A 21,824-nucleotide genomic window follows, 5' to 3' on the forward strand; every position below is an offset into this window, starting at 1 on the left:
CAAACGGAGCGGAGGGGACGGAATTGGATCTGAAGAAGCGAAGCGTTCGCGTTTATCCCCGGATTTTCCCTTTGTGAAAAGGAATCAAAAAATCTGGGGATAACAGCGATCGGAGGACCAATCCGTCCCCGTAATGGTAGCATGACTTTGCATTTGGGTCATACCTACCTCACAAATTCAAAAGAAACGGTGATTCGTGCAAACGGAGCTGAGGGGACGGAATTGGATCTGAAGAAGCGAAGCGTTCGCGTTTATCCCCGGATTTTCCCTTAGTGAAAAGGGAATCAGAAAAATCTGGGGATAACAGCGATCGGAAGACCAATCCGTCCCCGTAGCGTCTCCCTTTGCACTAAACCTATCTTTTTAACTAACTAACAACAAAGGAAGTGGATTTACCTTGCCATCGGTTACACTGGAACGCAGTCGCAAAAAGCGGCTTGAACATGCACATCCATGGATATATAACAACGAGATTGCCTCGGTTGACGGGAACCCGGAACCGGGAGATCTGGTCAATGTACTGAATCATCAGGGCCGCTATCTGGCAACAGGGTACTACAACCCGGCATCACAAATTACAGTGAGAGTCGTCTCCTATCAACCGTTGGAGTTTGAACAAATGGACACGGCTTTTTTCGCTGCCCGTTTCAGTGACTGCTTGCGTCACCGGGAACGCTTTATCCGGGATGGCGAGGCCTATCGTCTGGTTTATGGCGAAGCTGATTTTCTGCCGGGTCTGATCGTTGATCGTTTTGGCAGTATCCTCGTTGTGCAGCTGCTTACGCTAGGAATGGACCGCTGCCGTGAAGCCATCGTACAGGCTCTGATCGAAGTGATGCAGCCGGAGGGGATCTATGAGCGCAGCGACGTGCCTATTCGTGAGTTGGAAGGTTTGGAGCAGACGAAAGGACCGCTGTATGGGGACTGTCCACGTCATGTGACGGTAACCGAAAATGGATTGCTCATTAAAGTCGATATCGTAGAAGGTCAGAAAACGGGTTATTTCTTCGACCAGCGTGAGAATCGGGCAGCGATTGAACCTCTCATGAAGGGCTGGGGTTACAAAAGCGGAATCACCATGCAGCACGTGGAACAAGATGGAAGTGAGCAGCTGTTACCCGTGAATAAAAGTGGTAAAGTGGTGACCTTCCCGTATTGGGACGGCGCAACAGTACTGGAATGTTTTTCACACACAGGCAGCTTCACATTGAACGCTTGTAAATATGGGGCCAAAAAAGTGACATGCCTTGATATTTCAGAGCATGCTATTGAAAGTGCCCGCACCAATGTAGAATTAAACGGCTTCACAGATCGGGTAGAGTTTGTGGTCGCTGATGCATTCCAATACTTACGTGAACAGGTCAAAGGTATAGACGATCGCTCCGTACGCGCACGGGCAGCTGAACAGAAAGTGGATACCTCCAAAGCGCTTGCAGCCGGCGGCGGTAAAACGTTCGATGTGGTCATCCTTGACCCACCTGCCTTTGCCAAAACGAAATCCGCAGTTAAAGGAGCATGCCGTGGTTATAAGGATATTAACCTGCATGGCATGAAGCTTGTTAATGAGGGTGGATATTTGGTAACGGCAAGCTGTTCGTACCATATGCGCCCTGATCTCTTCCTGGAAACAATTGCGGATGCAGCCGAAGATGCAGGCAAAGTGCTGCGTTTGATCGAATGGAAAGCTGCAGGTAAGGATCACCCGCAAATTTTGGGTGTTGATGAGGGCCATTACTTGAAATTTGCCATTTTTGAAGTGCGCAGCAAAACAAACTGATCCCTCTTGGTTTATTAGATTCCATCACGAAACAAGTCCACGGTTATAAGCTGTGGGCTTTTTCCTGTTACAGGAGATCATCTTGGCTTTACCGGATTGTGGCAAACGTATGTTCCGAACCAGGTCAGATATGTTATACTGAGAATTAAAATCTTGTTCGTGACGGTTTGGAGGATTAAACATGTCCGTACGCTTTATTATTGGCCGGGCAGGCAGCGGGAAGACGACGCTGATTACCCGGGAAATTACGTCTCAGCTTCAACAGGAACCCCAAGGTAAACCTCTCATTTGGCTGGTTCCGGAGCAGAGTTCGTTTCGTTCTGAGCAGGCCCTGGTTTCTTCGGGTGCGATCAAAGGCACCATGCGTGCCGAAGTGCTGGGTTTTCGCCGATTGGCCTATCGTGTTATGCAGGAAGCGGGTGGTTCTGCTCGTATTCCAATCGGAGCCGAGGGGAAAAAGATGCTGCTCTATAAAGTGCTTCAGCGGCGCAAGGAAGAGTTGAAGCTTTTTGGTGCCTCTGGCAACCAGTTGGGATTTATCGGGCATTTGAATGATTTATATAGCGAATTCAAGCGATATGAACTTGATCCCGGTTCATTGGAAGAAGGGCTTTCTACATGGAGTTCATCTTCTTCGGCACCAATTTTGGGGGATAAGTTACATGATCTGCTTCTTATATATCGTGACTATGAACAGGAACTATCGGAACTCTACATCGATGATGAAGACACGCTGACAGAATTGAATGATCGTTTGTCAGAAAGTGCGCTTCTTCAGGATGCTCAGATATGGATCGATGGTTTTCAGGGATTTACCCCGCAGGAAATGAGTGTGATTGGACGGTTGATGCTTCAGGCTTCTTCCGTAACCATTACACTGACCCTGGATCGACCGTATGATCATGGGGCACTGCCCAGTGAACTGGATCTCTTCCATCCAACCGCGAGTGCTTACGCACGGCTCAAAGGTATGGCGGATGATCTGGGCGTTGGGAGCGAGACGTCAGTGCTTGATCCAGATGTTTTACCAAGATATGAGGAAAGTCCGGGTCTTGCCCATCTGGAATCTGGATTCGACCGCCGAATTCGTTGGAGAAGCGATGGCCGTGATGCTGGCATCAAAATGTATGCAGCTGAAAATCGCAGGGCAGAGATGGAAGGAGCACTGCGGGAAATGCGCAGATTAGCTCAGGATGAAGGTGTGCGTTACCGTGACATGGCGGTGCTCGTTCGTCAGCTGGATGCCTATGCCGATATCGCTGAACCATTGTTCAGAGACTATGACGTGCCAGTTTTCCTGGATCGCAGAAGAAGTGAGCTTCATCATCCGCTCGCCGAATTCATTCGTTCCGCAATTGATATTGTTCGTCGTCGCTGGCGTTATGAAGATGTATTTCGCTGTGTTAAAACAGATTTGCTGCTTCCTCGTGATGGCTCCATTACCCGTGAAGATATGGACCAGCTCGAAAACTATATTCTTGCCTGTGGGATCCACGGATACCGCTGGACGGATGGAAAACCATGGAAATATGTTCCGAGCCTGTCCCTGGAAGACAATGGCCAGGAAGGTCGAAGCCGAGGTCGTGAACAAATGCTGTCGTTGATGGAAAAATGCCGAACGGTCATTACGGATCCGATGGGTGTTTTTGAAAAACGGATGAACAAGGCCAAGACTGCCAGAGAACAGTGTGCTGCCTTGTATGGATTGCTGGAAGATGCAGAGATTCCATGGAAGCTGGAAGTGATGTCTGCTGAAGCGACAGCGCAGGGGGATCCAGAACGTTCGCGGGAACATCGTCAGATGTGGGGAGCAGTCCTGGATCTGCTGGACCAGATGGTGGACATGATGGGAGCCGAACGACTGGATATCGATTTGTTCGCTGGTCTGATGGAGACGGGTTTAACCGAACTGAAGCTCGGACTCGTTCCGCCGGCGCTGGATCAGGTGCTGGTCGGTTCCATGGATCGGACGCGGCTGCAGGATATCAAATATGTATTTATTCTGGGTGCCGTGGATGGTGAACTGCCGGCTGTACCGCAGGAGGATGGGGTATTAACCGAGCAGGAACGGGAGCTGCTGACCGAACGGGGCTTGGGTCTTGGACCGGGAACAACAAGACGAATGCTGGACGAGCGTTTTCTGATATATACCGCCCTGACTGCGGCCAGCAGGCAATTGTGGCTAAGTTATCCTGTGGCTGACGATGAGGGGAAAACACTGCTGCCATCGGAGATTGTAAGGCATGTACGCAAAATGTTTGGTTTGAATGAATCACCATTGCTTGCCCAGCCACCGGTAACGGATTCAGAAGAGACTCACTGGCCTTATGTCATTCATCCGGAGCAGAGTCTGTCTGTTCTGATTGGACAATTGCGTAGATGGCGCCGTGGTGAGGAGATTCCTGAACTCTGGTGGTCTGTCTACAACTGGCATCTGTCCGATGAGGCCCGAAGACCCCAGTTGGAACGATTGTTGGGATCGATTTTTTATCGTAATCGGGCACTGCCGTTGCGTACTTCGACGAGTCGCCGATTATATGGTACAGAGGTGCGGACGAGTGTTTCGCGGATGGAACGATTTGTGGCGTGTCCATTCTCCCATTTTGCCTCCCATGGATTGCGATTAAAAGAACGGCAATTATATCGACTTCAGGCACCGGATATTGGGCAGTTGTTCCATGCTGCACTAAGTCAATTGGCTATACGGCTGCGCGAAGAGAACCGAAGCTGGGGCAGCCTCTCTCCGGAACAATGCCGAAAGGAAGCAGAGCAGACCGTGGAGCAGATTGCGCCACAGCTGCAGGGAGAGATTTTGCTCAGCACGAAGCGATACGGTTATATTTTCCGCAAACTGAAGGATATTGTTAGCCGGGCTTCGATCATTCTGGGTGAGCAGTCCAGGCGGGGAAGTTATGAACCCATTGGGCTTGAATTGGATTTTGGGCCAGGGAAACCTCTGCCGCCGCTGCGCTTCGAACTTGAGAATGGATGTGTGATGGAGATTGTGGGCCGGATTGACCGGGTTGATGTGGCTGAAGGGGAGAATGGTCTGCTGCTGCGGGTCATTGACTACAAATCGAGCCAGACCGATCTCAAATTGCACGAAGTGTACTATGGACTGTCCCTGCAGATGCTTACGTATCTGGAAGTGCTGCTTAGTGCGGCCGAAGAGTGGCTGGGAGAATCGGCGATGCCTGGAGGAACGCTGTATTTTCACGTGCATAATCCGCTGCTGCAATCAGCGAACGGCATGACGTCAGAACAGGCGGGACAGGAATTGCTGAAACGATTCAAAATGAAGGGCCTCCTTCTGGCAGACCGCGATGCCATTGCACAAATGGACAACACCCTGGATAAAGGGTACTCGGCAATTATCCCTGTCGCACTCAAGGCTGATGGCAGCTTCTATAGCAGTGCTGCTGTAGCTACGCCAGACCAGTGGGATACACTGCTTGCATCGGTTCGCAGTAATATCCAGGAGATCGGGACCCGGATTACGGATGGGGATGTGGCTATTGAACCTTATCGCATTCAGCAGGAGGTTGCGTGTACGTTCTGTCCGTATAAACCGGTGTGTCAATTTGATGAAAATATTGAAGGCAATGAATATAATCTGTTGTCCAAGCCGGGCAAACAGCAAATCTGGGACATGCTGTCACACAACAAGGGAGGGGATACAACGTGACGAATATGCCAAAACCGGAAGGCAGCTTCTGGAGTGATGACCAGTGGAGTGCGATCTCCCAGAGTGGGGAAGACATTCTGGTTGCCGCAGCAGCAGGTTCAGGGAAAACAGCTGTGTTGGTTGAACGGATTATTCGCAAAATAGCAGATCCTTCCCGTGGTTTCAGCGTGGATCGATTGCTGGTGGCTACCTTTACGAAGGCAGCGGCTGCTGAGATGAAACAGCGTATCCGGGAGGCGCTTGAACAGGCGCTTGAGGAGCAGCCTGAGGAAGAGCATCTGCGCAAGCAGTTGTCGCTGCTCGGGCGAGCTTCGATTACAACTCTCCATTCATTTTGTATGGAAGTCATCCGTCGTTACTATCAGCAAATTCCGCTTAACCCGGCCTTCCGGATATTGAACGAGAATGAAGCCGAAATGCTGCGTCAGGAACTTCTGGAGGAGCTTTTTGAAGATAAATACGGAGAAGAAGGCGAAGGCAGTACTTTCCGTGAGCTGGTGGATTGGTTCAGTGGGGAAAGAAACGATGATGCCATGCACCGGCTTGTGCAGCGGTTGTATGACTTCTCGCGGAGTCACTCCTGGCCGGATCACTGGCTCTCGGTAATGGCGTCTGCTTTTCAAGTTGAAAGTGTGGAGGCGCTGGGTCATTCTGCATGGGTACAGAGCATTTTACGCGATGCTGCACTGACCCTGAGCGGAGCGGTCGGACTACTGCGCCAAGGTATTGGCATTGCCCTGCAGCCGGAAGGACCAAAACCGTATGCAGATACGCTGAAGGAAGATCTTGCAATGGTCGAGGATCTTCTGTCAGCAGTGGAGGTTATGCCTTGGGAGAGACTGCCTGAAGTATTTCAGCCAGCCGCTTTTGGCAAGCTGAAACCCTGCAAAAAGGACCAAACGGATGCGGCGCTTCAGGAGCAAGTGAAGGAGCTTCGGGAAGCAGCGAAAAAAGCAGTCACCGATCTGAAAGGGTCACTTTTTGGCCGGAGTGCATTTTCGTTCTGGCAGGAGCTGGAGCAGGCTGCTCCGCTCATGCAGGAATTGTCCAAACTTGTAAGTGAGTTCGGTGAACGCTACAAGCTGGCCAAACAGGAACGTGGTCAGGTTGATTTCAGCGACCTGGAACACTACTGCCTTCACATTTTGCGTCATGAGGATTCCACGCCAGAGCTGTCAATGCCGTCAGATGCTGCGATGGAATACAGAGCACGTTTTGATGAAGTGCTGCTGGATGAATATCAGGATACCAATACCGTTCAGGAAGACATTGTCAGGTTGATCTCGAGGGAAAATCCGGGCAATCGCTTTATGGTAGGAGATGTCAAACAGAGTATTTACCGTTTTCGCTTGGCTGAACCAGGGCTGTTTCTGAACAAGTACCGACAATATGAGTCCGGCATCCAAGCGGATGGAGGAGAAGAAAATACAGCGCGTACGGGTAGACGTATTGATCTGGCACGGAACTTCCGCAGTCGTGCAGAGGTGGTACATTCGGTGAATATGCTGTTTCGCCAGCTCATGAATGAAGGTGTAGCCGAAATCGCCTATGACGAACGGGCCCAGCTCGCCTACGGAGCTTCGTTTCCACCGGAAACAGAGGGTGACGAGGCATATACGCCGGAATTGATGCTGATCGATCGACAAGGCGGAGGCCCTGATCTGAGCGAAAGTGTGGATGAAAATGGAGAACACCTGGCATCAGCTGAACTGGAAAGTGTCGAACTTGAAACGGCTCAATTAGAGGCCCGGGCCATGGCTCGCCGTATCCGGGAGATTGTAGGCGATACGGATCAGCCTGCGCTGAATGTGTACGATAAAGCATTAAAAACAATGCGTCCAGCGCGTTACGGTGACATTGTCATCTTGCTGCGTTCTGCCCTGATGTGGGCCCCCCTGATGATTGAGGAATTCAGACAACAGGGGATTCCAGCCGGAGGAGAGCAGAGCAAGGGTTACTTTCAGGCAACGGAAGTGGAGATCATGTTGTCCCTGCTTCAGATCGTGGATAATCCTAGACAGGACATTCCGCTTGCTTCAGTGCTTCGTTCACCAATAGTTGGTCTGGATGAAGAGGATCTGGCACAAATCCGTCTGGGAGATAAAAGGCAGTCTTTCTATGACGCTGTTGTATCTGCTATTGAGACCGAACAAGTGCGCGATCATGACTCATCAGCAATCCAGATGCAATGGCCGGAAGCGTGGTCAGAGATTCAGCAGGCGGAGCGAGAGGCAGCTGTTTCGGCAGAGGCAGAGGTGATGGAACCGAAACCTGGCGACAGAGAAACAAAGAACGACAGATATAAAGTGGATGAAGAGCTTCCAGAAGATGCGGGCTCGGAATTACAACAAAAATTAATTCGTTTTATGCGCCAGCTGGAGCAATGGAGGCTCGAAGCACGCCAAGGCAGTCTGAGTGAACTCATCTGGCGTATATACAGGGAAACGGGCTATTTGGACTGGGTTGGCGGTCTTCCGGGAGGAATGCAGCGTCAAAGCAATCTGAAAGCTCTGTATGACCGTGCACGTCAATATGAAGAAGCGACGGCGAACCGGGGTTTATTCCGCTTTTTGACCTATGTCTCCAGATTGCGCGAGAATGGCGGAGATTTGGGAACGGTGGCCGGATCAGGTGAACAGGATAATGCGGTACGAATTATGACGATTCACCGGAGTAAGGGGTTGGAATTTCCGGTTGTATTTGTGGCAGGCATCTCCAAGATGTTCAACCAACAGGACCTGAATGCACCGTTTCTGATGCATAAGGAGCTCGGATTCGGTCCAAGGTTTGTGGATCGGGAGAACCGGGTGGCTTACCCCACATTGGCCAATCTGGCCATTCGCCGCCGCGCCCAGTTTGAATTGCTGGCGGAAGAGATGCGGGTACTCTATGTGGCCCTCACTCGGCCAAAGGAGAAAATGGTTCTGGTTGGGACGGTAAAAGATGCTGCCAAAAAAGCAGCGGCCTGGTCACAGATAAAAGACAGTTCCGAATTGATTCTTCCTGATTACCTCCTAGCGGCAGGAAGGAGTTATCTCGACTGGATCGGACCTGCTTTGATTCGCCATCCAGCAGCTTCTTCATTGCGTGAACTGGCTGGTGTGCATGATTCATATGCTGCTTGCCTGATAGAGGACGAATCACGCTGGAGCATATCCGTCATTTCTGCCGATTGGGTATCCAAGGAGATCTTTGTGGATTCGAAACATGGTGACGAAAACGAGATGACGGAGATTCGTCAAGAGCGCATGAGTGCGCTGCAAGCAGCGAAGCCTGTAAACCTACTTCCTTCTACAATTAACCTTAACGAGATGGTTGTGAGTACTCCAGATGGAACGTCACAAGAAGGCATGGATATCGATCAAGTCTCACTGGAAAAGCAATGCGTCCAAAACGTTGATCAGCGACTGTCATGGACATACCCATATGAAGCGGCTACTCGGATTGCTGCAAGCACGTCTGTTTCGGAATTGAAGGCAGTGCTTGCCATACAGGACCATCAGCCTCTTCAGGTGATGGAAGAGCTTGAAAGACAAATGGATCATGCTGTCGTTCTTGAAGGTCCGCAGCCAGAAGATAAAGTTAGTGAAGTCTTTAATGATTCAATGGATAAAGCTAGCGAAACGTCCTTTAAGTTGCATTTGCGTCGTCCGAAGTTTATGGAAGAGAAACAATTGACGGGGGCTGAGCGAGGTACAGTGTACCACACGCTGATGCAGCATTTACCCTTGGACGGAACGAATGTGGATGCCGCGGTGGTTGAACAGACACTGGCAAGACTGGCCACACTTCAGATTTTGCTGCCTCATCAGGCAGAAGTGATTGAACCTGCGCATGTCGCACAATTTTTCCAGGCAGCACCAGGAACTGACCTGTTGCGTGCAGACTGGGTGAAACGGGAGATTCCGTTCATCTATGGACTGCCAGCAGATCATTCTCCAGCCGAGTGGCTCCGTAATCTGTCATCAAATTCAGGGATGCAAATGCTGGATGAAGGCAGTGGACTCCGGGCATCTTTGGATAACGAAACGGTCCTTGTACAGGGGATCATTGATTGCCTGTATGAGGTGGAAGGCGAGCTCACGCTGCTGGATTACAAAACCGACCGGGTGCTTGAACATCGCGGAGGTCTAAAAGAATTGACGAGTAACTATCGTTTTCAGCTGGAACTGTATGGCCGTGCGATTGAAGATATTTTGGGACGTAAGGTAGATCGGAAGTGGCTGTACTTCTTTGATGGCGGACATGCTGTAGAGCTTTAAGAACAGGTTAGGGTTTATATAAAGTGTTTGATTTAGAACGGATGACATGAAGGGGACGGAATCGATTCTGAAGAAGCGATGGTGTCCCCTTTTGTCCAGGATGTTTAGCCTTTAGAGAGAAATGATTCACGAAAGTTTGGAGACAGCAGAGATCTGATACAGAGATCTTGCAGGGGAGAGGGGATGAACGGAACATGCGTATTTTGCACACAGGGGACTGGCATTTGGGGAAAACGCTGGAAGGACGAAGCAGGCTGCGTGAACAGGAGGATTTCATCGATGAACTCGTCAAACTGGCGGATGATCAGCAAGCGGACGCAGTGTTAATGGCTGGCGACGTATATGACTCTGTTAATCCGCCTGCATCGGCAGAGCAGCTGTTTTATGAAGCGGCTGCCCGGCTCACGGAGCGCGGAAGACCGCTGGTAGTCATTGCAGGCAATCATGATCAGCCGGAACGGGTGGCTTCTGTAACGCCACTTGTGAACAGACAGGGCATTACTCTGGTAGGCATGCCAACGGCAGAAGCAGTGACCATTCATGCGCAGCGAACGGGCGAGACTGCCCGGATTGCAGCTTTGCCCTATCCTTCGGAGGCACGGCTGAATGAACTGCTCACTACCGATGGGGATGAAAACGTGCTTCGTCAGGCCTACAGCCGCCGGGTAGGAATGTTGATGCAGCGGCTGGCGAGTTCATTTCGTCCGGATACGGTCAATTTGGGGATGAGTCACATCTATGTACTGGGCGGGGTGGAAAGTGATTCGGAGCGCCCGATTCAGGTGGGTGGTGCCTATACGGTGGATCCATCCTCGTTGTCGATCGGTGCGCAATATACAGCGCTTGGACATCTTCATCGGGCCCAGGCTGTAAAGGGAGACGGTGTGATCCGGTACAGTGGATCGCCACTGGCTTACAGCTTCTCGGAAGCGGGACAGAGCAAATCGGTTACGATGGTGGATCTGGCGCCAGGCGGAACTGCAAATGTGGAAGAAGTGCTGTTAACCTGTGGACGTCCACTTGTGCGTTGGAAGGCACGCGGTGGACTGGCCGAGGTATATCGCTGGCTGGAAGAGGGGCGAGATGCCCAATCTTTTATCGATATGGAAGTGTGGTTGGACGATGCTATGTCACTGAAAGAGATCCAGCAGCTGCGCAAGTCGCATGACGGCATCATTCATATCCGACCGGTTTATCCGGAGATGGCTGCAGCAGGATTGCTGGAGCAGCGTTCCGAGCTGCCCGTGCACGAATTGTTTCGCAAGTTCTACCAGCGTCAGACAGGCGGGGCACAGCCTGAAGACAGTCTGGTGAAGCTGTTCCTGGAACTTGTAGATGAGGACGAGCCAGGCGTGCGTGAGGAGGTTGAAGGAAGATGAAGCCGATTTTATTAAAAGTGGCCGGTCTGCAGAGCTACCGTGAAGCACAGGAAGTTGATTTTACGGTACTGACGGAAACCGGATTGTTCGGCATCTTCGGTCCAACGGGGAGCGGGAAATCTTCCTTGCTGGACGCCATTACCCTTGCAATGTACGGCAAGGTGGAACGGGCGGTTAACGGGACGCAGGGCATCATGAATCATGCTGAGGATGCGCTATCGGTGGCTTTTACCTTCGAACTGTCATCGGCTGAAGGGACACGGAGATTTCGGGTGGAACGGCGTTTTAAACGTAACAATGAAATATCTGTAAGCAATACGATCAGCAAATTCATTGAGACTGTAAACGGAGAGGAACAGGTGCTTGCTGATAAACTGGCCGATGTTAACCGCTGCGTTGAAGAAGTGATTGGCCTTAAAATGGATGACTTTACGCGAGCCGTTGTGCTGCCGCAGGGTAAATTTGCTGAGTTTCTATCCCTGAAAGGCAGTGAACGACGACAGATGCTGCAGCGTCTGTTCCATTTGGAGAAATATGGAGATCAGCTTGCCATTAAGCTGAGCCGGCGAGTGAAAGATAACGATATGGTTCATCAAGCTCTCCTGGCAGAGCAGCAGGGTCTTGGCAATGCGAGCAAGGAAACGTTGGAAGAAACCGGACGACTTCTCCAAGAGGCTGTAAAGAATGCAGAACTCTCCCGGAAAATTCTGGATGAAGCAACGAAGGAAGCTGAGCAGCTGGGGAAAATACGTGAATGGAGTCAAGAGCGCCAGAGGCGTCTGGAAGAACAGCAAAAGCTCAAAATCCTTGAACCGGAGATCGAAACAGGTGAACAACGGTTGAAACAGGCTGGTGCAGCCGAGGCCATATTACCTGCACTTCAGACGATGCGGGATGCTGTAACAGAGCAGAAGCTGCGACAAACTGCAGCTGCAACAGCCCATGAACAAGCTGTGGAACACGAACGGTTATCTGTTCTTGAAGCAGAGAAGGCTGATACGGCGCGTATGCAGTTGGCTGAGGGTGAACCGAAACTGTTGCTCCGGCTGGAACAATTGGAACAGGCCAAAGAGCTGCAGCGGGAACGGGACGGTCTGCAAGAGGACGGTGCCCGTCTGAAGCAGCTCCTGGAGCAGGGGCAGGCTGAGCAGGCTGTCCTTGGCCAGCAGCTGGAAAAGGAAAAAGAACTGCAGCAGCGTGGACGCAAACGCAGAGAAGAGTTGCAGGAAAGTCTAAAGCCGAATGAAGTCAAGGCTGAGGAGCGAAGACAGCTGCAAGCTGCACTTGAGCTCCGGCATCGACTGGATATGGCCGCAGAACAGCTACGACAGAACCAGGCTGAAATGGAAACCTACAAGCAGTCTGCGAATTTGGCAGCCGAGAAGCTGCAGACGGCGGGCGGCGAAGAGAGCCGCCTGAATGAATGGCGTCAGCTTCTGGTCGAACAGGCGTCAGCGGGTCTTGAGGCCCTGCTGGCCTGTGAGCAGGACGTCGGCCGCGAACAGAGCCTGCTGGCCTGGGCGGAGGAGCAGCTGCGCGGCTCGATGCGCGAGCAGGAGCTGCACCGGCTATCCTCCGCCTTGCGCGCCGAGCTGCGTGACGGCGAGCCTTGCCCGGTGTGCGGCTCCGCACACCACCCGCTCCCGGCTGCACCGCCGGGAGAAGGTCCGCACGCAGGCGATGCGGACCTCGAACTGCTGCGCAGTCTGCAGGCGGAGCTGCAGGAGCTGCGTTTCGGGCTGCGCCAGCAGCTGCACGAACGTCGCAGCCTGCTGACGCAGCTTGGCGCTGCGGCCGGCGAAGCTCCGGCCGCAGCCGAGGCCGCGCCTGCGGCAGCGGAGCCTGAGCCCGCCGGTTCGCCCGCACACGGGCGCTCCCCGGCGGACTGGGCAGCGCGTGCCGCCGCACTGCGCGAAGCCGCGCGAGCGCTGGCTGACGCTGCAGCGCAAGTGCAAGCGGAAGCCGCCGCGTTACAGCAGGCGGCTGTGGGTGCGCAGCAGCGCCGCATGGAAGCGGCTGCCGCGCAGGAGGCCGGCCGTGCCGGGCTCGTCCAGGCGGAACGCAAGCTGGCCGAGAGTGAGGCAGCTGCAGCTGCACTGCAAGGCCGCTGGGCCGCCGAACTGCCGGGCATCGCCCAGGAGGAGGCTGTCGCCCTTCATCAGGCGATGCAGGAACGCGATGCACGTGCTGAAGACATTAAGGAACGGCTGAACAAAAGTGTCACCTTCCTGGAAGAGAAGGAGCAATTGGTACAGTCCCTTCACCAGAAACTTGTTGAACTGGACAAACAGCTGATCCAGTGGCAGACCGAGTGGCAGGGGAATAACAAACAGCTGTCTGAAAAGGAAGAACGACTGCGCCAATGGGTGGGCGAGCAACGAGTGGAGGAATTGATCGCCGCTGCCGAGTCCCATCTGGATGGACTACGAAAAGCAGCTGCCGACTCGGCCCAGCGCTTCAAAGAAGCGGACGCCCTGAAACAGGAGTCTGCCAAAAAAGACGTTATGGCTGGGCAGGCCTTGGCCTCAGCGGCGGAACATCTGGATCAGGCAGTTGCACGCTGGCAGCAATTGCTGGTTCAATCTCCATTCGACTCTGAACAAGCTGTTCTGGAAGCGGCCATTTCTTCGGAAGAGGCTGAGCGTTTGGCAGCAAACATTCAGCATCATCGTGAACGCGAACGTGAACTGGCTTTACAGCTGCGTGAACTTGAGCAGAAGCTCGGTGGAGCAGAAGTGTCCGAAGAGCAGTGGGTATCCTGTACGGAACGTCTGAAGTCGAGACGCGCCGAGGATGAAGCTGCACTAAGTGCCAAGGCACGTGCAGAACGGGATCTGGAGGATGTTCAGCAGCGTCATGTTCGCTGGACCGAACTGGAGAACAAACGGGTAGAAGTAAGTCATCAAGGGGAGCTGCTCAGCAAACTTCAGGCTGCCTTCAGGGGAAATGCTTTTGTAGAGTATATTGCTGAAGAACAACTCATGCAGGTGAGCCAAGCTGCCTCACAGCGCCTACGATTTTTGACCAAACAGCGGTATTCGCTCGAGGTGGACTCGGGCGGCGGATTTGTTATCTGTGATGATGCAAACGGAGGGGTTAAACGTCCAGTATCAACCTTGTCAGGCGGCGAAACATTTTTGACCTCCTTGTCCCTGGCATTGGCCTTATCTGCCCAGATTCAGCTGCGTGGTCAGTATCCACTGCAATTTTTCTTCCTGGATGAAGGGTTTGGTACGCTGGACCCTGAACTGCTGGATACCGTAATTACATCGCTGGAGAAACTGCATGATGACCGTCTAGCTGTCGGAGTCATAAGCCACGTGCCGGAGCTGCGGGCTCGTCTGCCACGCAAGCTTGTTATTATTCCTGCAAACGAGGCTGGGGGCGGCTCTCGGGTGGTATTGGAAAGCCTTTAAAAACGTGATCTGTTTTTCTTCGCCAAGTCTTAAATTATGTAATGACTGCCATTATCCTTTAGTAGATCCTTCAGTCGACTGAATTCCGGAGTGGAGAATGGGTATCATATTTCTTTTACTCCCCTGAATTGAGTGAGATACCTCACAGATACAGGTTCAACCTGCTGTTATACTACAGTCAAGCCGACATACCTTATGTTAAGTACCCCGGCGGACGTTTGATCAGGAAGTTTCCTGGTTAGACGTCCGTGGCAGCAGATTTCATTCGAAATCCGCTCACGGGGTACTTTTTTTTGCGTGAACCTTGAGTGTCAATTCGCCCAGATCTGAATACCATGGAAGGGTGATGAAGCACGATAAGGGAGGCGTACTGAAGTGGAAAAGGTGGAAGCGAAGAAATTATGCAAGGAACACATGCATCGTTATGTTTGTGTACAGATGAAGGACGGAAGCCATTTTGATGGAATCATGGAAAATGTGGATGACGACATGATTTATTTGGCTGTCCCTGTCGGTCCTGAAGCTCTAGCAAATCATGCAAACTGGGGAGCAAACGCAATGCCAGGAGCAGGGTATCCTGCCCCTCATACTCGCGGATTTTATCCGGGATACGGATACCCGTACCCATATCCCTATCCATACTATGGTTACGGTCGCAGACGTTTTAACAGACTGGTTCTACCTTTGTTCGGGCTGGCCGCATTAACTTTACTGCCGTACTATTGATATGAGGCTCGAAACCCAGATTTGGAATTAAAATAAATCCTGCAACCTTTCTCATCCTTAAGGGCATATTACGGTCCACCGGGGTGCAGAAAGGTTTTTTATAATGTTCAGCATATGATCGGACCATGAGGATTATATTGACCATCCGTTGGCATGATAGATATGGTTATGGGGGGTGGTTGATTTTAAAAAGCATTTTCGTGTGAGATTGGACGACACTTTTCACTTCCGGTATGATAGAGGAGTATACATAAATCTTTAAAATCAAAGGAGGGTATGAACAATGGATTGCTTGTTTTGCAAAATTGTAGAGGGCAGCATTCCCTCCAACAAAGTTCTGGAGAATGACCATGTGGTTGTCTTTCATGACATCCAGCCCGCTGCGCCGACACATGTTCTCGTTATTCCGAAGAAACATATTGCTTCCATGAATGATGTGACAGCAGCGGATACACCGCTGATTGGTGAAATTCATCTGGCAGCACAGGAAGCAGCGAAACGTCTTGGGGTTGACGAGTCCGGTTATCGTTTGATTAATAACTGCGGCAAGGATGGAGAACAAACGGTCCATCACCTGCACTATCATCTGCTTGGAGGCACCAGACTTGGTGCATTAACAAGCCTGTCGGATTCGCACAAACAATAATGGGTCGATTGCTATTCTTTTCCTTGCTCAAATGAGATTGAGATAGCACTGTGATTCGTTTAAATAAAGTGATCATTACGTTAAGGTTGACACGTTTATTATCTTTCGCCTATAATGAAAGGTGATGAACCGTGTTATTGCTCTTGGACGGTCTGGTCGGAGGGAGGGAAAACTGGTGTCTGAAACTAAAGTTCGCAAAAACGAGACTATTGATGCTGCACTTCGTCGCTTTAAACGTTCCATCGCTAAAGATGGCGTCTTGGCTGAGGTGAAGAAACGTAAGCATTATGAGAAGCCAAGCGTAAAGCGCAAGAAAAAGTCCGAGGCTGCTCGTAAGAGAAAGTTTTAGGAGGATTTGAACAACATGAATCTTAGCGAACGATTGAACGAAGATATGAAGCAAGCGATGAAGAGCAAGGACAAGTTCAAGCTCTCCACCATTCGGTTGATTCGTTCGACGATCAAGAATCTTGAAATAGATTTGAAAAGAACTTTGGATGACAACGAAGTGCTTGATATCCTGAGTCGTGAAATCAAACAGCGCAAAGATGCCCTCCAAGAATTTGACAAAGCGGGCCGTGAAGAACTCGCGGCAAATGCAAAAGCGGAAATTGATATAATTGGTCAGTACCTTCCCGCACAGCTTACCGAAGAAGAAATTAAAGTTATTGTACAGCAGACCATCCAGGAAACCGGTGCTTCTTCGAAAGCCGAGATGGGGAAAGTCATGGCGGCCCTTATGCCGAAAGTAAAAGGCAAAGCGGACGGCAAACTGGTTAATCAAGCAGTTCAACAATTTCTGCAATAAAGCAAATCAATAAACACCTCCTGACTTGTCAGGGGGTGTTTTTTCCTGATTACCGTTTTGATAAATAAATTGGCAGTTCATGGATCATTATTAAAACGAAAGAGTTAACGTAATAGTCTGTGATACACAGCGCATGTTTGAAAAGAGTTCCTTCATTTGCTTTAAAATGGTTATAATACATAATTTTTGATTTAATTTCTTGCAATTCCTCCAGCTTTCAAATATAATTTTAAGATTTTGAAACGAAATGTTGCATTGTACGTAATAAATACCATAAGCTGGACAGTATAACAATAATGGAAAAGGGGGGATTATTGTGAAGGGAAAGCGCCGGAAGATGCTTGCGGGGCCATTGTTGCTCATGATGCTGCTGACGCTGCTGCTTCCTGTCTTGATTGGATCGCCGTCTGCACATGCAGCTGAAAAGAGCGGCGCCGTATATATTATTCCGGTTGATAAACCAATCGAGCAGGGTTTAGGCAAGTTCATGGAGCGTGGCTTCAAGGAAGCGGAAGCGATGAACGCTGGCCTGATTGTTCTCGATATCAATACGCCGGGAGGACGTGTCGACACGGCAGAAGAACTGGGTAACCTGATTAAGGAAAGCCCTGTTCAGACCGTTGCTTTTGTCCGTGGAGACGCTGCTTCGGCTGGGAGTTTTCTGGCCTTAAATGCAGATAAGATCGTAATGTCGCCAGGCAGCATGATTGGTGCGGCAGCGATGGTAGACAGCACAGGCAAACATGTCGATGATCCGAAGCTGGTTGCATTCTGGAAGAGCAAAATGCAGGGAGCGGCGGAACAAGGCGGTCGTGACGGCAATATTGCAGCGGGAATGACTGATGTCAACATGGTAGTGGAGATGCCGGAGATCAATAAAACGAAGCAGAAGGGTGAAATTATTGCTTTGTCTGCCGAGGAAGCGCTGAAAGTGGGATATGCGGACCATATCAGCAAAACTCCGGAAGAAGCGGCAGCCTGGCTGGGTTACAATCAGGATGATGTATTCACTGTAGAGCGCACTGCAGCAGAGAATATATCTTCTTTTCTGACCAACCCGGTTGTCATGACTGTACTTCTGTTTCTGGGGATTGCGGGTGTGGTCATTGAATTGATCGTACCTGGATTTGGAGTGCCTGGTATTGTGGGTATCGTCTGCTTTATTCTCTACTTCTCCGGGAACTACATTGCCGGTTTTGCTGGAGCAGAGACCTGGGTGCTCTTTACTGTTGGGCTCATCATGATGATCTTGGAGATGTTTATTCCAAGCATGGGAATTTTGGGGATTCTGGGATCCATCGCGCTTGTGGCGGGTGTCGTGCGTGCCGCATATGACACAAGTGATGCATTTGTATCACTGGGCATTGCTTTCGGAGCAGCGCTAGTGGTTATAGCCATCGTGGTGATTCTGTTTAAGGACAGAGGCATATGGAATCGATTTATACTGAGTGACAAATTGTCTGCTGATCGAGGTTATTCATCTGCGACAGAACGTAAAGAACTGATTGGTCTTCAAGGGATCAGCCTGACTCCGCTTCGTCCATCTGGAACAGCAATGTTTAATGGGGAACGGATTGATGTGGTTTCGGACGGAGACTTTATTCCAGTTGATACACCGATTATTGTGGTTAAAGCCGAAGGCACCCGGATTGTGGTCCAGCAAGCTTTGCCGGTGTAAACCGCTTGCTTTGCCGGAGTTCTGAGTGGGCTTCGGCAGTGTACATAACCATATGGCAGTGCTGCTTGCCGAATGGTGTTTTTCTAATATTAGCAGCGTAATATTTGATATCTGTTATGATGAATTTTCACAAAATTAAAGTGCAATGGAGGAGTTTTGTCTATGGAACCAACCTTGATTACGGTTTTGCTCGTTGCGGTAGTTGCCATTATCGTATTGAGCGTATTCTTCAGCTTTTTCCCAGTAATGCTATGGATCTCGGCTATTGCTTCCGGTGTGCGTGTTGGAATTATTACACTGGTAGCGATGCGACTGAGACGTGTAACACCTAGCCGAATCGTAAATCCAATGATTAAAGCAACCAAAGCCGGTCTTCAAATCTCTATGAACCAACTGGAAAGCCATTTTCTTGCCGGTGGTAACGTGGACCGCGTTGTCAACGCTTTGATTGCCGCACAGCGTGCAAACATTCCACTCGAATTTGAGCGTGCTGCTGCGATCGACCTTGCGGGCCGAGATGTTTTGCAGGCTGTACAGATGAGTGTCAATCCGCGTGTCATTGAAACTCCAGTTGTATCTGCAGTAGCCAAAGATGGTATTGAAGTCAATGTAAGAGCCAGAATTACAGTTCGTGCAAACATTGACCGACTCGTCGGTGGTGCTGGTGAAGAGACCATTATTGCCCGTGTCGGTGAAGGGATTGTAAGTACCAACGGTTCTGCGGACTCCCATAAAGAAGTACTGGAAAACCCGGATCTGATCTCCCGTACCGTATTGTCTAAAGGTCTGGATTCAGGGACTGCTTTTGAGATTTTGTCCATTGATATTGCAGACGTGGATGTAGGTAAAAACATTGGTGCCTTCCTGCAAACCGAGCAGGCTGAGGCTGATAAACGTATTGCACAGGCAAAAGCCGAAGAACGCCGCGCGATGGCTGTCGCCCAAGAGCAAGAGATGAAAGCGCGCGTAGTAGAAATGAGAGCGCGTGTGGTTGAATCTGAATCCGAAGTGCCACTCGCAATGGCAGAAGCTTTGCGGAGCGGTAAAATTGGCGTAATGGATTATATGAACCTGAAAAATATTGAAGCAGACACGCAAATGCGTAACTCATTAGGAAAACCTGGTGAAGGTAACTCCAATAATCAGGGTGATTCCAAAAACGAAAGATAGGCGGTGAGTAAACATGGGCCTATTTGAATGGATTTTTGATAACCTGTATATTGTGGCAGTCGTGGGTTTTGCGCTCTTTTCCTTCCTTGGAAAAGCAGCCAAATCGGCTGATCCAAACAAGAGGCGTCCCAATAACGGAATGCCTACTTTCGGAGGAAGCGGAGAAGTAGACCGAAATGACCGCTCTCCGTCACAAACAGCGACTCAGCAATCTGCCGGTGATACCCGTTATGATGATTCTTATGACGACAATGATCGGTATGAGGACGACCAGTACGATGATCGATATGATCATCCGTATCCTGATCCTGCGGCATCATCCCGCCAAGGAGACGATTTTAGTGGAAAAAACTTAATCGGCGGGATGGAAAGCTCACTCGAACAACAAATGAAAGAAATGGAAAAACAACAGCAATTGATTCAGAAGAGGTTGAATCGCTTTTCTTCTGCTAAAGCACCTGTTGTGTCAGATACCAGTTGGGATGAACCCTCAATTGGTGAATCGGGACAGTCGCTTTTACGCAAAGAAGATATCCGGAGCGGTGTGTTGTGGGCTGAAGTGTTGGGTCCTCCGCGTTCGAAACAGCCTTTTGGTTCGAGGGGCAAGTTGTAATAAGGATTTAATATGAAATAAACAGGTAAGAGCCGTTTCTGGTGAGCAACATGCCAGAGACGGCTTTTTGCTGTGTCCTCTTTTTTTTAGAATTAATGATCTAACACAAGCCGTAGTTTTCATAAAATCATGTCTCACCGCATAAGTTGAACTGTAGAGGAAGGGGGAAGACCTTCGTATGACCCGGATCAGCCGCAAGCTGCGCAGATGGACCAGTGAGGTGCTGGATTTGCCGCAGGATGTGCTTTATGATATGCCACGGTTAACCCTGATCGGCAGCAAACAATTGTATATAGAAAATCATCGCGGTGTGATCCATTTTACGCCGAATCGCATTGTTCTGGCGTTATCTCAAGGACAATTAGAAATTAAAGGGGCCGATTTGATGATTCGTAATATTTTGCCGGATGAAGTGGCGGTTGAAGGAACGATTCTGGATATACATATGAATGGAGCGGAGGGGAACGGATGAAACAGCCCAGTCTGTACAAACTGCGAGGTGCAGTCCGAATCACGGTCACTGGGGGGGACATCGAAACGCTGATCAACATGGTGGCAGAGCAGGGACTGGAAGTGTGGAACCTGCGTGCCCATGATGGACGCAAGGCAGAAATGAACATTCTGCTGCCGCACTTTTTTAGGCTGCGTCCTTTGTTGAAACGGACAGGCTGCAGGGTGAAAGTGACGCATCGAAGCGGGATTCCTTTTTTTATGGCCCGATTACTCAAAAGAAAGTTCTTCCTCGGGGGCATGGTGTTGTTCGTCATTGCGATGTTTGCACTATCATCGATGATTTGGAATGTGGAAGTGAAAGGAAATGTGAAAATTCCGACCGATGTGGTGCTTGCTGCTGCTAAAAAAGAAGGGATCTACCCTTTTCAATGGGGTTTTCGGCTGCAAAGTCAGGACAAGCTCTCCAGGCAGCTGGCATTGGCACTACCGGATGTAACCTGGATTGGTGTGAGCAAAGAGGGGACAACCATTACCATTCAGGTCGTGGAATCTGCACAGCCCCAGCGTGAGCCGCTGTTGAATCCCAGACACTTGGTGAGCAAGTCGGATGCGGTCGTTACCCAAATCTACGCAGAACAGGGACGTCCGGTTGTACAGAAGGACATGCGCGTCAAGAAAGGGCAGGTATTGATATCGGGTATTTTGGGGGATGAAGAGAATACGGAGAATGTAGTAGCCAAAGGCGAGGTTCGCGGGCTCGTATGGCGTGAATATGAGGTGGAAGTCCCTCTGGTTCAGAAACATAACACGATGACAGGAGAGAGTAAGGAACGTTTCTATATTGTGCTTGGCAATTGGGCTGTGCAGCTCTGGGGATATGGCAAGACTCCGTTCAGTTCCTTCAATACGGCAAGTGACCATAAGCCGCTGACGTGGCGTTCCTTCACGCTTCCTATGGGATGGATAACCGAGACCGATATGGAGACCAGGGAACAGGAAGAGCAGCAGACGGTGGAATGGGCCAGAACGAAAGGACTAGAGGGCGCCAGAAACGATATAATCGCCAAAAATGGCAAGGGAACAAAAATTTTAAGTGAAAAAATTTTGCATGAGAAGAAAGAGAATGGTAAAGTTTATATGAAAGTATTATTTGAAGTGGAAGAAAGCATTGCGGAAGAACTTCCGCTAGTCCATAGTCAAGGAGAATGAGG

The 21,824-nt window shown here is 50.4% G+C and carries 14 protein-coding genes; all 14 read left to right on the top strand.

Annotated elements, in window-relative coordinates; translation table 11 throughout:
• Positions 1-397 precede the first annotated feature (397 nt).
• The 14 genes from AAIH57_RS17120 to yqfD all read left to right on the top strand — a co-directional run bounded on the left by AAIH57_RS17120 (position 398) and on the right by yqfD (position 21,822).
• Positions 398-1,777, top strand: coding sequence for a class I SAM-dependent rRNA methyltransferase (locus AAIH57_RS17120; RefSeq protein ID WP_413035707.1), 1,380 nt, complete (start codon positions 398-400; stop codon positions 1,775-1,777).
• A gap of 181 nt (positions 1,778-1,958) precedes the next feature.
• Positions 1,959-5,462 carry a helicase-exonuclease AddAB subunit AddB gene (gene addB, locus AAIH57_RS17125; protein ID WP_430022490.1) on the top strand — a complete coding sequence of 1,168 codons (3,504 nt, stop codon included), beginning with the start codon at positions 1,959-1,961 and terminating at the stop codon, positions 5,460-5,462.
• A gap of 5 nt (positions 5,463-5,467) precedes the next feature.
• Positions 5,468-9,724 (top strand): helicase-exonuclease AddAB subunit AddA, encoded by a 4,257-nt coding sequence (addA, locus tag AAIH57_RS17130; RefSeq protein ID WP_430022712.1) that lies wholly within the window; start codon positions 5,468-5,470, stop codon positions 9,722-9,724.
• 194 nt (positions 9,725-9,918) lie between these two features.
• Positions 9,919-11,103, top strand: coding sequence for an exonuclease SbcCD subunit D (locus AAIH57_RS17135; RefSeq protein WP_430022492.1), 1,185 nt, complete (start codon positions 9,919-9,921; stop codon positions 11,101-11,103).
• On the top strand, positions 11,100-14,519 hold the full coding sequence (locus AAIH57_RS17140) for an AAA family ATPase (protein WP_430022494.1): 3,420 nt from the start codon (positions 11,100-11,102) through the stop codon (positions 14,517-14,519). The genes AAIH57_RS17135 and AAIH57_RS17140 overlap by 4 nt, the downstream gene beginning before the upstream one ends.
• A gap of 375 nt (positions 14,520-14,894) precedes the next feature.
• A complete protein-coding gene (locus AAIH57_RS17145) occupies positions 14,895-15,245 on the top strand; it encodes a hypothetical protein (protein ID WP_175397484.1) in 351 nt (116 codons plus the stop codon).
• 283 nt (positions 15,246-15,528) lie between these two features.
• A complete protein-coding gene (locus tag AAIH57_RS17150) occupies positions 15,529-15,891 on the top strand; it encodes a histidine triad nucleotide-binding protein (protein WP_175397485.1) in 363 nt (120 codons plus the stop codon).
• A 175-nt stretch (positions 15,892-16,066) separates the two neighbouring features.
• Positions 16,067-16,240 carry a 30S ribosomal protein S21 gene (gene rpsU, locus AAIH57_RS17155; RefSeq protein ID WP_005547957.1) on the top strand — a complete coding sequence of 58 codons (174 nt, stop codon included), beginning with the start codon at positions 16,067-16,069 and terminating at the stop codon, positions 16,238-16,240.
• A 15-nt stretch (positions 16,241-16,255) separates the two neighbouring features.
• A complete protein-coding gene (locus tag AAIH57_RS17160; protein WP_095289878.1) occupies positions 16,256-16,699 on the top strand; it encodes a GatB/YqeY domain-containing protein in 444 nt (147 codons plus the stop codon).
• A gap of 337 nt (positions 16,700-17,036) precedes the next feature.
• A complete protein-coding gene (locus tag AAIH57_RS17165) occupies positions 17,037-18,377 on the top strand; it encodes an NfeD family protein (protein ID WP_430022713.1) in 1,341 nt (446 codons plus the stop codon).
• A 162-nt stretch (positions 18,378-18,539) separates the two neighbouring features.
• Positions 18,540-19,547, top strand: coding sequence for a flotillin-like protein FloA (gene floA, locus AAIH57_RS17170; RefSeq protein WP_175397486.1), 1,008 nt, complete (start codon positions 18,540-18,542; stop codon positions 19,545-19,547).
• A gap of 13 nt (positions 19,548-19,560) precedes the next feature.
• The gene (locus AAIH57_RS17175; RefSeq protein WP_175397487.1) at positions 19,561-20,160 is read left to right on the top strand and encodes a hypothetical protein; all 600 of its coding nucleotides are present in this window, start codon (positions 19,561-19,563) and stop codon (positions 20,158-20,160) included.
• A gap of 178 nt (positions 20,161-20,338) precedes the next feature.
• A complete protein-coding gene (yqfC, locus tag AAIH57_RS17180; RefSeq protein ID WP_175397488.1) occupies positions 20,339-20,632 on the top strand; it encodes a sporulation protein YqfC in 294 nt (97 codons plus the stop codon).
• Positions 20,629-21,822 (top strand): sporulation protein YqfD, encoded by a 1,194-nt coding sequence (yqfD, locus tag AAIH57_RS17185; protein ID WP_430022497.1) that lies wholly within the window; start codon positions 20,629-20,631, stop codon positions 21,820-21,822. Before yqfC ends, yqfD begins: the two co-directional genes overlap by 4 nt.
• Positions 21,823-21,824: the final 2 nt, after the last annotated feature.

It is taken from the genome of Paenibacillus sp. MABNR03 (assembly GCF_050455445.1).
Classification (GTDB): domain Bacteria; phylum Bacillota; class Bacilli; order Paenibacillales; family Paenibacillaceae; genus Paenibacillus; species Paenibacillus xylanilyticus.